Origin of the sequence: Pseudoalteromonas lipolytica (assembly GCF_003515105.1) — a bacterium.
Taxonomy (GTDB): domain Bacteria; phylum Pseudomonadota; class Gammaproteobacteria; order Enterobacterales; family Alteromonadaceae; genus Pseudoalteromonas; species Pseudoalteromonas lipolytica.
The window spans coordinates 463,364-475,488 of record NZ_CP032090.1 but is presented as its reverse complement, the minus strand read 5'-3'; the positions used below and the strand labels follow the sequence as shown (position 1 = coordinate 475,488).

General features: G+C 40.6%; 13 protein-coding genes and 1 tRNA gene. 5 read left to right on the top strand and 9 right to left on the bottom strand.

Going from position 1 to position 12,125, the window contains the following annotated elements; genetic code table 11:
* Positions 1-26 precede the first annotated feature (26 nt).
* Positions 27-416, bottom strand: coding sequence for an acyl-CoA thioesterase (locus tag D0907_RS02185; RefSeq protein WP_036971432.1), 390 nt, complete (start codon positions 414-416; stop codon positions 27-29).
* Positions 417-567: 151 nt separating this feature from the next.
* Between D0907_RS02185 and D0907_RS02180 the strand changes: the two genes are divergently transcribed.
* Positions 568-2,667, top strand: a complete 2,100-nt coding sequence (locus tag D0907_RS02180; protein WP_118843956.1) for a TonB-dependent receptor — start codon at positions 568-570, stop codon at positions 2,665-2,667.
* Positions 2,668-2,813: 146 nt separating this feature from the next.
* Here the strand turns inward: D0907_RS02180 and epmA are convergent, their stop codons facing one another.
* Entirely contained in the window at positions 2,814-3,788 is a 975-nt protein-coding gene (epmA, locus tag D0907_RS02175; protein ID WP_118843955.1) for an elongation factor P--(R)-beta-lysine ligase, read from the bottom strand.
* 63 nt (positions 3,789-3,851) lie between these two features.
* Positions 3,852-4,418, bottom strand: coding sequence for an elongation factor P (gene efp / locus D0907_RS02170; protein WP_036971443.1), 567 nt, complete (start codon positions 4,416-4,418; stop codon positions 3,852-3,854).
* A gap of 41 nt (positions 4,419-4,459) precedes the next feature.
* Here efp and epmB point away from each other — a divergent pair, with 41 nt between their 5' ends.
* The gene (gene epmB, locus D0907_RS02165; RefSeq protein WP_036971447.1) at positions 4,460-5,473 is read left to right on the top strand and encodes an EF-P beta-lysylation protein EpmB; all 1,014 of its coding nucleotides are present in this window, start codon (positions 4,460-4,462) and stop codon (positions 5,471-5,473) included.
* A gap of 3 nt (positions 5,474-5,476) precedes the next feature.
* On the opposite strand, the gene D0907_RS02160 is transcribed toward epmB, so the two are convergent.
* A complete protein-coding gene (locus D0907_RS02160; RefSeq protein ID WP_054554124.1) occupies positions 5,477-5,689 on the bottom strand; it encodes a hypothetical protein in 213 nt (70 codons plus the stop codon).
* 72 nt (positions 5,690-5,761) lie between these two features.
* Here D0907_RS02160 and D0907_RS02155 point away from each other — a divergent pair, with 72 nt between their 5' ends.
* Entirely contained in the window at positions 5,762-6,052 is a 291-nt protein-coding gene (locus tag D0907_RS02155; protein WP_065978238.1) for a prephenate dehydrogenase, read from the top strand.
* Positions 6,053-6,201: 149 nt separating this feature from the next.
* Here D0907_RS02155 and D0907_RS02150 read toward each other — a convergent pair whose 3' ends face one another.
* The gene (locus tag D0907_RS02150; protein WP_118843954.1) at positions 6,202-6,705 is read right to left on the bottom strand and encodes a DUF3016 domain-containing protein; all 504 of its coding nucleotides are present in this window, start codon (positions 6,703-6,705) and stop codon (positions 6,202-6,204) included.
* Between the two features lie 298 nt (positions 6,706-7,003).
* Positions 7,004-7,507 carry a DUF3016 domain-containing protein gene (locus D0907_RS02145; RefSeq protein WP_118843953.1) on the bottom strand — a complete coding sequence of 168 codons (504 nt, stop codon included), beginning with the start codon at positions 7,505-7,507 and terminating at the stop codon, positions 7,004-7,006.
* Between the two features lie 231 nt (positions 7,508-7,738).
* Between D0907_RS02145 and galE the strand changes: the two genes are divergently transcribed.
* The gene (gene galE, locus D0907_RS02140) at positions 7,739-8,752 is read left to right on the top strand and encodes a UDP-glucose 4-epimerase GalE (protein ID WP_036971461.1); all 1,014 of its coding nucleotides are present in this window, start codon (positions 7,739-7,741) and stop codon (positions 8,750-8,752) included.
* Positions 8,753-9,193: 441 nt separating this feature from the next.
* Here the strand turns inward: galE and D0907_RS02135 are convergent.
* Positions 9,194-9,270, bottom strand: a tRNA-Ile gene (locus tag D0907_RS02135).
* 273 nt (positions 9,271-9,543) lie between these two features.
* Here D0907_RS02135 and hemN point away from each other — a divergent pair.
* On the top strand, positions 9,544-10,917 hold the full coding sequence (gene hemN / locus D0907_RS02130; protein WP_065978239.1) for an oxygen-independent coproporphyrinogen III oxidase: 1,374 nt from the start codon (positions 9,544-9,546) through the stop codon (positions 10,915-10,917).
* Between the two features lie 62 nt (positions 10,918-10,979).
* Here the strand turns inward: hemN and D0907_RS02125 are convergent, their stop codons facing one another.
* Together D0907_RS02125 and yihI are read right to left on the bottom strand one after the other, a co-directional pair.
* A complete protein-coding gene (locus tag D0907_RS02125) occupies positions 10,980-11,495 on the bottom strand; it encodes a DUF2489 domain-containing protein (protein ID WP_036971469.1) in 516 nt (171 codons plus the stop codon).
* Entirely contained in the window at positions 11,492-12,094 is a 603-nt protein-coding gene (gene yihI / locus D0907_RS02120; RefSeq protein WP_036971473.1) for a Der GTPase-activating protein YihI, read from the bottom strand. The genes D0907_RS02125 and yihI overlap by 4 nt, the downstream gene beginning before the upstream one ends.
* Positions 12,095-12,125 lie beyond the last annotated feature (31 nt).

The window sequence follows — 12,125 nt, the reverse complement described above, 5'->3', positions numbered from 1 at the left end:
GCTAGCTCTTAATAGAACAACGGGCGTTATTTAAATAAGTTATCGACTTCTTCTGGTAAAAAAGGACGCCCTTTTTCATTGACAGAGGTGCCGATTACTAAGGCGCTTAGCATCACTTTATCATCATGTTTACGGTAAACGGTCTGCTTAAAAGCAAACTTTAAACGACTCACTCTCTGCGGCTCAACGGCCACATAAAACTCATCGCCCGGCACTAAAGATGCTTTGTAATCCATTTCACTGCGAAGCACCACTAGGTTAATTTTTTCTCGCGCAAGCTTTGCAAAGTCGACCCCTTTAGCATGTAGGAACTCATGGCGGGCATGCTCTAAGTAATTAAAGTAAACACTGTTATTAACAATTCCTTGCAGATCGCATTCATAGTCTCGCACTTTAAAGTCAACTTTAAAGGTCATAGTCGTATTCCTAATCAATTTACGTATAATTGCCTGCGTTTATATCATAAATACCTAAACAAGCTAAAGATTCACTTTTTTTAGGTATAAATACTCATTTGGCCAGTAGGCTTGCTAGAATAGCAGTCCCTAAAATGGAGTTAAGAACCGCATGAAACGACGTTTATCATTATTATCAGCTGCTATTTTGCCATTATTTGCAGCTTCATCGATTGCTTACGCTGAAGACACAGAGCTTGAAACTATTTTAGTTACGGGCGATTTCAAAAAAGAAAGTATTCAAACGTTAAGTGCCAGCGCAAGCCTTTTTTCAGACCATGAAATTAATCAGCGTGGAGCGAAATTTTTAGATGAAATGCTAGCCAGTGCAGCCAATGTAAACTTTACATCGGGTGCATCACGCGGTCGTTTTGTGCAAATTCGTGGTGTGGGTTTACGCTCACAATTTGTTGATCCCATTAATCCATCTGTTGGCTTAGTGATTGACGGCATAAACTACTCTGGTCTAGGGGGAAGCTCACTGTTATTTGATATAGACCAAGTAGAAATATACCGTGGCCCACAGGGGACACGTTTTGGTGCAGATGCATTAGCAGGCATGATTCAAATGGAATCAGCTGCGCCAACGCTCAATCCGAGTGTAAAAGTGCAACTCGGTGCAGGTAATTATAATAGCTACGAAGCAGGCATCGCAGCAGGTACAGGTATTACTGACGATACAAGCGTACGCGCAAGTCTTTATCAACGCGAGTCTGATGGCTATGTTGAAAATATATATTTAAATAAAGATACGCAACAGCAAGATGAACTTGTTTCTCGCTTTAAACTGCACAGCCAACTTACAAATAACTTACGCACAGAACTAAGTGTGCATTATATCGATATTAATAATGGCTATGATGCTTTCACCCTTGATAACAGCCGCTACAGTGTAGCTGATGAGCCTGGTGAAGATAATCAAGAAAGCATTGCGGTGGGTCTGGCAAATATTTATACCGGTTTTGATTGGTTTGATGTCAGTCTGAACGTATCTGGCATCGACAGCGAACTGTTATACAGCTATGACGAAGACTGGGTTTGTAACGATGAAACACAGCCACAATTGTGTGCAGCTGGCTTACATGAATGGGGCTACAGCTCAACAGACGCCTATTTACGAGACCGTAAAGACCATGCAGCAGAACTCCAATTTAACGGTAAATCTGGCGACTGGGTGGCGGGTATTTATTACCAAGGACGCGAAGTTGACTTAGAACGCCAATATACATGGTTGGCACACCCTTTTGCATCAAATTATGAAACAACTAACCTTGCAGCATATGGCCAGCTAACAACGCCTATTGGCCCTAAAACAACCTTAATCACAGGATTGCGTGTAGAACAATATAAAGGTGATTACATTGACAACAATGGTTTTATTGAAGAAACCGATGATGTGATGGTCGGTGGTAAACTTGCTCTTGAATATCAAGTCATTGACCGCACTATGATTTACACCAGTATAACTCGTGGCTACAAAGCTGGCGGTATTAACTCTGAGGCGTTAGCAAAAGCGAAAGATGAAGGCTTAAATCTTGACGCTGACTTTTTTGCTAACCACACCTCATTTGCCCCTGAATACCTTTGGAGTGGTGAGTTTGGTGTGAAAGGCAGCTCACTTGACGATAAATTCGTACTGCGCTTGGCAGCATTTTACATGTACCGTGAAGATATGCAGTTGAAATCATGGCAAGTCGAAGGGCAAAAGTTCACGGGTTATATTGATAACGCAAGCTCTGGTGAAAACTACGGGTTAGAAATAGAAGGCAGCTACCAAGCAACCGAGAATTTATTACTTACTGGGAGTGCGGGCTATTTAAATACTGAAATTAATGACTTTGTAGCCCAATCAGGCCTTGATCAAGATGGCCGCGACCAAGCACAAGCACCGAAGTATCAATATGCATTTACGGCACGCTATAACTTTACCCCTGCACTATATGCATCGATTGGTGTTGAAGGCAAAGATGATTATTACTTCTCAGATAGCCATAACTCAAAAGCACCGAGCTCTAACTTAGTTAACGCATCGTTAGGTTATGAAAGTGAAAACTGGAGCATCAATGCGTGGGCACGAAACTTATTTGATGAAGATGTACCAACCCGTGGTTTTGAGTTTGGTAACGACCCACTGGATGGTTACCAAACTCACACATACACACAATTGGGCGAACCAATGGTGGCCGGTGTGACATTTATTTACGAACTGTAAGTCGTGAAGGCGCTGGTTTTAACCAGCGCTTATTATCACCTGATTTTCGCGGATGAATCTGCTTCTACATAACCATGTAACAAGGGATTCAACTGCGAATATCACGACTCAATGAATTATTCGGTGTGAGTCAAAGGTTCCTGCATTTAAGCTCGTTCCACATCAAAGGTGATCACGTCTTTAATCTTTTGCTTGTTCGTTGCAAGCATAATTAAACGGTCAATCCCCAGCGCCACACCTGCACATTGTGGTAAGCCATGCTCAAGCGCTGCAATCAAGCGCGTATCCATCGGTACCTGTTTTAAACCATTTGCTTGGCGATATTGATTATCTTCAGTAAAACGCGCGGCTTGCTCTTTACCATCGGTAAGTTCATTGAAACCGTTAGCCAACTCCATATTTTTGAAATACAGCTCAAAACGCCCAGCAACGCGATTGTCATGCTGACAAATTTGCGCAAGTGCCGCTTGCGAAGCTGGAAAATGGTAAACAAAACATGGCTTTTCTTGGCCGATAGTTGGCTCAACCTTCATGCAAAATAACAGCTGCAACAACGTATCGCGATGCGTTTCATGCGCGGCAATATCAGCAAACCCTTGTTCGCTTGCTACGTGCTGTAACGTACTCATGTCAGCAGTTAATGGATCTATACCTAATGCATTTATAAACGCGTGTTGGTAAGTTAAACGCTCAGCCGCGTCAACACCCAGTACAAGCTGCATAAGCTCGTCCATTTCATCCATAAGCGCAAATTCGTCGAAACCTGGGCGATACCATTCAAGCATGGTAAATTCAGGGTTATGATGACTACCCGCTTCTTCGTTGCGATACGCTTTACACAATTGAAAGATAGCACCCGATCCTGCCGCCAATAATCGTTTCATCGCAAACTCAGGCGAGGTTTGTAAATATAACGGCAAACCACCTGCATGACCTGGGCCCACAAACTCGGTACTAAAACTGGCTAGGTGTACATCGGTAACACTGGCCGCACTAAGAGTCGGTGTTTCAACTTCCATCACCTCACGCTCATAGAAAAATTCGCGAATACGGCGAATGATCGCAGCTCGCTCGCGTAAAGTAGCAATATCAGCGCTTGGTTGCCAAACAGCAGTGGACATACAGTCTCCAAAAAAAATCCCAGCAGAAGCTGGGATTTTATCAATTAAACTTTTTAAAGCCTATTACTTAACGCGGCTTACGTACTCACCGCTGCGAGTATCAACTTTGATCACTTCGCCAATTTGTACAAATAGAGGAACGCGTACAACCGCACCCGTGCTTAATGTTGCTGGTTTACCGCCCGTACCGGCTGTGTCACCTTTAAGACCTGGATCCGTTTCTGTGATTTCTAGTTCAACAAAGTTCGGTGGAGTAACAGCAATTGGGTTACCGTTCCAAAGCGTGATAGTACATACATCGTTTTCAACTAACCATTTAGCATTGTCGCCTAGTGCTTTTTCGTCAGCAGCGATTTGCTCAAATGTTTCGTTGTTCATGAAATGCCAGAACTCACCGTCAGTGTATAGATACGCTAGATCGGTATCCATTACGTCAGCACCTTCTACCGTTTCACCCGACTTAAATGTTTTTTCTAGTACTTTACCTGTGATAAGTTTACGAATACGAACACGGTTAAACGCCTGACCTTTACCTGGCTTTACCATTTCATTTTCTAGGATGCTACAAGGCTCGCCGTCTAACATAATTTTTAGGCCGCCCTTGAACTCATTGGTGCTATAATTCGCCATCGTTTCCTCTGTCTAAATAATTTCGAGTAATCTACGTGTCAATGATACAAAGAAATGAAGTAAATTTGCATAAAAACTGGCAAAAAGAATTAGCAAATGTTGTCACCTGCCCTGAACGTTTGCTAGAAATGCTAGGTTTATCAAGTGTAGTAGACGAAAAAGACCTCCAAGCTCGTAGTCTTTTTCCTGTACGTGTGCCTCTGCCTTTTATCAAAAAAATGCGTTTTGGTGATATAAACGATCCACTTTTGCTACAAGTGATGCCACGTCACCAAGAATTTTTAGCGCAAACAGGCTACGATAAAGACCCGTTAAAAGAGCAAGATAATAACCAACCGGGGTTATTACATAAGTACCGCTCTCGTGTTTTGGTCATGTTTAAAACCGGCTGTGCCGTGAATTGCCGCTATTGTTTTAGACGCCATTTTCCGTATCAAGAAAACCAATTAAATAAACGCAGCTTAATTGACGCTTTAGCCTACATAAAAGCCGATAAAAATATCAATGAGGTCATTTTAAGTGGTGGCGACCCATTAATGGCCAAAGATGATGCTGTTAACTGGTTTATGGATGAACTTGAACAATTACCACAAATAAAACGTTTGCGTATTCATAGTCGTTTGCCAGTGGTGATCCCAGCAAGAATTACCGATGAGCTGTGTGCGCGATTTGCAAGTTCGCCTTTAAAAGTGGTGTTAGTGAATCACATTAATCACGCGAACGAAATTGATGCTGACTTTAAAGCTGCGATGCAAAAATTAAAAGCTGCTAACGTCACGTTATTAAACCAAGCTGTATTATTAAAGGATGTTAACGACTCGAGCCATGCTCAAATAGCCTTGAGTGAAGCATTGTTCGAGGCTGATATCTTACCCTACTACCTACATTTACTTGATAAAGTAGAAGGTGCAAGTCATTTTGATATTACTGAGCAGCGCGCACGCGAAATAGTGGCACACATGCTCGAAGCATTGCCAGGGTTTTTAGTACCCAAACTAGTTCGAGAGATCGGCGGCGAGAAAAGTAAAACGCCTATCGATCTCAACCTAGTTTAATGCTTAAACGTAAACGTTTACGTTATTACCGAGTGTCGCAGTCACCGATTTAGCGGGTGTCTGTGCAGCGCTTGTATTCATCGCTGCGCCTTCGATAAGTGCAAGTGCCGCAGCACCATCAGCTTTTTGCTGTTTTTTAGCAAGTGATGCGCTGTAAACTTCAGCGCTTTCGCCGCCGCCACTCATCGCCGGTAAGCTTGATCCTGATATATTCATAGTTCACTACCTGACTTTTTATTGCAATCCACGTACTATATCGGCATTGCAGTCTAAAGCTTTAGGAAAAAAATGGATTCAATCATTGAACAGCTCAATGCTAACTTAAAAATCGTTTACCGTCAGGCACTTGATGCTGATAAAAAATTAGATGACTTACAGCAGCAAGGGCATGGCAAGTTCAAAGCCTTATTTGCAAAAGATGCCGGCTTTGATTTTGAAGCAAAACGCTTTAAGCCATATGTACTCGACGTTGCAGCCGATGTTGAGAGCCTAAGTAATGATGGCTTAGATGAAGAAAAGCTAAAAAAAACCGTAATTAAACTTCAACAGTTATTACAACTGCTAGCGACGTTTAAGTAAGCAAATAATTGTAATCGATTAGTTTAGCTATTTAGCCCTAAAGAGTTATAACTTTTTAGGGCTATCTATCATCCTAAACATTTTTAAATCTGGTGCAAAAAGCAAGCATTCATAAACACAGTTATAGCGTATTTAACCACACTTTAGACTTATTCACTTAGATTCAAAGTAGGCTGTAAATCATCTTCAAACCAGTCTGTAATTAAGCGCTTATCATAATAATAAGCTTCATCACGACCCATTTTGATACGATCCATAAACCGCATATCTTTTAATTTTACATCGTTAGCTTCACTAATAATGTTGCCAGCTTTGTCAGAAACGAAATAATTAAAATCAATGCGTGGAAAATAAATTGATTTAAGTACACGAAACTCATTCACTGTACCTAAATGAACATTACCAGCCAAGTCTAGCTCTGTTACTTCAACATTAAGAATATAGTCTTTAGGAAGTTCTTCCGCTAATTTATTAAAGTGTTTCTCAAAATGCGCAGCAACATCTTGATAATACTGTTCTTTAGGTAACTTATTTCCTGGGCGAACGTCACTATACTTATCGAAGCTATGCCATTTTACTTGCGCCTCACCTGAATAAGCGAACATAGGTAGAAACAAACCCATGGCTAAAAATATTTTATTTATCTTATACATCCTGTTTTCCTTTTGTATTTTATTTTCATCAATGAACACAACTGTGCAGTTATGAAACAGCACTTCCATTAAACTAGTATTTCAATTAATACAACGATAAATATGGTTTAAAAAAACAAACAAAATCAAGACTAAACGCTTTCCATCGTTATTCACTTTTCTGTATCAGTTAAAATTTGCAGGTATAATAAAACCTAAGCAGATAGCTAGAGCTGGGCTAACACAAAACTCGTATTACAATTAAATGTCTTGATTTAAAAAAAGCGCTTCAAAAAAGCGCTTTTTTATATACTCATGTTTACTCTGATAAATTTAGTGTAGGTACTAACTCATTTTCAAACCAATCAGTGATTAATCGCTTATCATGATAATACGCTTCATCGCGACCCATTTTAATGCGATCCATAAAGCCCATATCTTTGAGTTTTACATCACTCGCTTCGCTAACCACCTTGCCGTCTTTATCTGTAACTGAGTAATTAAAATCAATACGCGGAAAATAAATAGGTTTAATGATTCGAAGTTCATTGATACCACCAAACTGGACATCTCCCGCTAAATCAAGGTCAGTTACCTCAACATTAAAAGTGTATCCTTCAGGTAGCTTCTCAGCTAGTTTATTAAAATGTTTCTCAAAGTTTTTCGCTACATTTTTATGAAACGCCCCTTTCGGTGAGTTATTTCCTGGGCGCACATCTCTGTAGTCATTAAAATCATGCCACTTTACTTTTGCTTCACCTGCATGAGCAAAAGCAGGTAGAACAACAACCATAGCCAAGGCAATTTTTTTTACTGTATTCATCTTTCTCTCCACGTTACAGGTTGAGCCAATAGTTAAAAAACTAGCAGTAGAGAATTAACTATAGCTTAATACTCCCTCACTTTCGTGTTACTAATATGGTACAAAATGTAACCAAAAACAAGCTTCCCCGCTTTTGCTTAATTTCCAAAAATAACAATTTATTTATGAAATTTTGCACGGAATATGATGAAATAAGACTAATTCAACCTGGTATTAGTTCATGGAAATTTTATGACCATTTTAGTCACCGGCGGAGCCGGATACATCGGTTCTCACACCGTTTTAGAGTTATTACAGCAAGGCACAGAAGTTGTTGTGCTTGATAACTTAAGCAATTCATCAAATGAGTCGTTGACTCGCGTAAAGCAAATCACAGGTAAAGACGTTACTTTTTATGAAGGCGATATTCTTGATAGAGATTGCCTAGATAACATTTTCCGTGAACATACGATCGATAGCGTCATTCACTTTGCAGGCTTAAAAGCGGTTGGTGAATCGGTTATTAAACCTATTGAGTACTACCAAAACAACGTACAAGGCACGTTAACACTCGTTGATGCAATGCGCGATGCAGGTGTTTTCAAGTTAGTATTTAGCTCGTCTGCTACAGTGTATGGTGACCCAGCCAGCTTGCCTATTCGCGAAGACTTCCCCGTTGGTGGCACAACGAACCCTTATGGCACCTCTAAATTAATGGTAGAGATGATGCTGCAAGATATCGCCAAATCAGACGAGCGCTTTGCATTTGTTATTTTACGTTACTTTAACCCTGTAGGGGCTCACGAATCAGGCTTAATTGGCGAAGACCCGAATGGTATTCCAAATAACTTACTGCCTTATATTTCACAAGTAGCCGTTGGTAAGTTAGAAAAGCTGGGTGTTTTTGGTGATGACTACGACACTGTTGATGGCACAGGTGTGCGCGATTACATCCACGTTGTCGATTTAGCACTTGGCCATTTAAAAGCACTCAACCGCATTAAAAACGATACTGGTGCTCATGTATTTAACCTTGGCACAGGGAATGGTTATTCAGTGCTGCAAATGGTCACAGCCTTTGAAAAAGCCAGTGGTCAGGCTGTGCCCTATCAAATCTCACCTCGTCGAGCAGGTGACATTGCAGCGTGTTACGCAGCCCCAGAGAAAGCGCTTAACGAATTAGGTTGGCGAGCCGAGCGTGGCATCGATGAAATGATGCAAGATACGTGGCGTTGGCAAAGCAACAACCCTAATGGTTACAAATAAGTAAAGTGACTTAATCATACATGTTCAAAAAGCCGATGTTACACATCGGCTTTTTGTATCCACCGCTTAATTAAATAATCTATTTTGAGACAAGGAAGATACATCAATAACAAGGCTGTATTTTATTTAGTTGAGTTAGGTCATTTTTCCTTTATCACCCACGTTCCGAATCCATACACTCGTAAATGAGAAACTTCTAACACCCTCAAGGTCGGGGTTAGTCCTTAAAATTAACTAGGTATTATTGCGAGTAGGTGTTAGCTCAATAAGTCGTTGTACCTATTACTTTATATTATAAAAATAATGACGACACTTTCCCAAGAGAGTATGTAAATTATTATTTTTTAATTGAAGAAAAATTTGATGTATCAAAATAAGAGTGGAACAGCTTCGTATAGAATAGCTATCACGCATTGATTTTAAATAACTTGAAAAAGAAAATGGTGGCCCCTCCCAGACTTGAACTGGGGACCTAACGATTATGAGTCGTGTGCTCTAACCAACTGAGCTAAGGGGCCATTGTATTAGCCGAAGCTAATTTTTTGTGATGCGTTTAGGATGTTAAGTCTCTAAAGCGGGTTGCAGTATAAAAACTTTTTTTAACCTTGTCACTAGCAAAACTCTTTATTTTAACAATCAGTAAACTAACTGCTCAAATAGTAAACTTTTCGGTTTTTCAGTTACCTTAAAGCATGCTACTTAGTTTGTAGCCTCCGACATTGTTCTAGATCAAATAGCAAAATGCCTAAACTCGCTAAAATGGCCTCTTAATCAATTGCGGAGTGCTGACTGTGATAAATTTACCTAGCTGGGATCAATCTCTGATCAACAAGTACAATATTTCTGGACCACGATATACCTCTTACCCGACGGCATTGTCTCTTGTTGATGGTTACAACCAACAAAGTATGATTGACGCGATTACGGCATCTAAAAGCCGCTCTTTGTCGCTGTATATCCATATCCCTTTTTGCAGCCAGCTTTGTTATTACTGTGGCTGTAATAAGGTTATTACACGTCACCAATCAAAAGCGGATATCTATTTAGATAACTTGGCAATTGAAATTGCTGAACAAGCCACCTTATTTGCTGATTACCATGTTGAACAACTTCATTTAGGCGGCGGAACCCCTACCTTTTTATCTGCGCAGCAAATGAGCCGTTTAATGGCTTTAGTTGAACAACATTTTAACTTTGCCGATGACGCTGAGCGCGGTATCGAAATTGATCCACGTTCGCTGGCGGATGGCATGCTTCCGCACTTGCGCCAACTTGGTTTTAATCGCGTATCGTTTGGTATCCAAGATTTTAACGACGAAGTGCAGCTTGCGGTTAATCGCCCGCAGAGTGTGGACTCTGTAAAAGGTTTAATTAGTGAAGCGCGTGAGCTTGGCTTTAAATCAATAAACGCCGACATGATTTATGGCTTACCGCTACAAACGCCTGAGAGCTTTAAAGAAACGATTGATCAACTTATAGCATTGAATCCTGACCGCGTATCGGTATTTAATTACGCACACTTACCAGAACGATTTGCGGCTCAGCGGAAAATTAAGGATGCGGATTTACCTTCTGCGGGCGATAAGCTCACGATGTTTAAAAATACGCTCGAACAAATGTTAGCGGCTGGCTATCAATTTATTGGTATGGACCACTTTGCTCGTAAGGATAATGAACTCGCTATTGCGCAAAATGAGGGCAAATTACATCGCAATTTTCAAGGCTATACCACGCATGGTCAATGTGATTTACTTGGTTTAGGCGTGTCGTCTATTTCGCAGATTGGTAATGCTATTTTGCAGAATGAAAAAGAACTGAAGCATTATTACAAAGCAGTTCAAGAAAACGCTGGTAGTGCGTTGTGTAAAGGCATTATGCTCACCGATGATGACATTTTACGTGCCGCGGTTATTAAACAGTTAATTTGTCAGTTTGAACTTGATATGACGGCTGTTGAACAGCAATTTAATATCGACTTTAACGAGTATTTTAGTGATGCATTACGTGCACTTGCCCCCCTACTTGCTGATGGCTTAATAAAAGTAAGCGACAATAAAATTACGGTTACAGCGAGAGGCAATTTGTTTATTCGTATTATTTGTATGTGCTTTGATGCGCACTTACAACAACAAATCAAACAAACACGTTTTTCGCGGGTTATTTGATATATCAATCATGCTCATACAAAAAAGCAGAGCTTCAAGGCTCTGCTTTTTTATGTTGAAAGCTAGTTAAATACGACGTTTTCACTGCCTGGCGCGGCTTTAAACTCGTCTATTAACTTAACACAGTCAGCTTTAATTTCATCGCTGTGTTGCTCTTCAGCACGCCAACGCGTGGAATCCATCTTGAAGACCTCTTTTTTTGAGTACTTCTTACGTGCATCATGCGTTGGCATGTCTTTTACGACATTGTACATTTTATAAATGCCAGGGTAGCGTTCGCGTAAATCAAACTCTTCTGCGAAACTGTATTGAGAAATAAGAACCCAAATACGTAAGCAACCTTCTGAAAATTCACACTGCTCTTCATTCATTGCACGCGCAATTAAATGAATGCTATCCGCTAACTTAGCATTTCGAGTCGCTTTTGACGCGGCAAGCTTTTGCTCATGCTCAGCTTGTTTTTTTGCGATAAGCTTATTTTGAGCATTTACCTTGTATAGTAATTGCCCTGCATAAAAAGCCAGTCCTGCGATAATTGCCGCCCCAATAACAATGGCAATAATCAAGGTTGTGCTCATCTATCATCCTCATCTTCGTCATCGTACCATTCATTTGCTAAGTCATCAGATAGGTACTTATCGAAATCAGAGCCGCCTTCAACATCAAAGTCATCTTCAAAGTCGTCTTCGTAGTCATCATCTTCGTCTTCGATTCCTAGCAGCTCACACAATGCTTGGTGACGAGCGATACGGCTATTGAAGTACTTCGCATCTTTGCCAGTCAATAACTCGCCACGCTCATGGCGTTCAACCAACTTTAATAAACGCTCATCATTTTCTAACGCTTCAAGCTCTTGCTCTGGTGTTAGCTCTGGCTCTGACACTTTTTTCAATTCAACCATTGGTTGTAAATTACGTTTCATTTCGACTTTAGGATCAGCCTTGACCGCCACTAATGAAACCGGTTTTTTACTACCAACACGCTTATCTTGCGATTGATTGTTTGTAGCAGCTTTATCACCCTTTTGAGCATCTGGCGCATTACGTGAACCAGGCTTAGCCCCTTTGGTTTTCTTAACTCGCTGCTCTTTTAGTGCGCGCATCTCTCTAAGCTTTTCCTTACTTAGACGTACTGGACCATTTGATGGAATTTTACGCGACTTTTTCTTTCTACTCATATATTGATCATCTCACTTAAGAGGTTGTGCA

Coding starts and splice junctions, on each gene's coding strand:
- D0907_RS02185 (WP_036971432.1), bottom strand. CDS start 416: ATGACCTTTAAAGTTGACTTTAAAGTGCGAGACTATGAATGCGATCTG.
- efp (WP_036971443.1), bottom strand. CDS start 4,418: ATGGCGAATTATAGCACCAATGAGTTCAAGGGCGGCCTAAAAATTATG.
- D0907_RS02145 (WP_118843953.1), bottom strand. CDS start 7,507: ATGAATACAGTAAAAAAAATTGCCTTGGCTATGGTTGTTGTTCTACCT.
- D0907_RS02180 (WP_118843956.1), top strand. CDS start 568: ATGAAACGACGTTTATCATTATTATCAGCTGCTATTTTGCCATTATTT.
- D0907_RS02160 (WP_054554124.1), bottom strand. CDS start 5,689: ATGAATATATCAGGATCAAGCTTACCGGCGATGAGTGGCGGCGGCGAA.
- D0907_RS02155 (WP_065978238.1), top strand. CDS start 5,762: ATGGATTCAATCATTGAACAGCTCAATGCTAACTTAAAAATCGTTTAC.
- epmB (WP_036971447.1), top strand. CDS start 4,460: ATGATACAAAGAAATGAAGTAAATTTGCATAAAAACTGGCAAAAAGAA.
- D0907_RS02150 (WP_118843954.1), bottom strand. CDS start 6,705: ATGTATAAGATAAATAAAATATTTTTAGCCATGGGTTTGTTTCTACCT.
- epmA (WP_118843955.1), bottom strand. CDS start 3,788: ATGTCCACTGCTGTTTGGCAACCAAGCGCTGATATTGCTACTTTACGC.
- galE (WP_036971461.1), top strand. CDS start 7,739: ATGACCATTTTAGTCACCGGCGGAGCCGGATACATCGGTTCTCACACC.
- D0907_RS02125 (WP_036971469.1), bottom strand. CDS start 11,495: ATGAGCACAACCTTGATTATTGCCATTGTTATTGGGGCGGCAATTATC.
- yihI (WP_036971473.1), bottom strand. CDS start 12,094: ATGAGTAGAAAGAAAAAGTCGCGTAAAATTCCATCAAATGGTCCAGTA.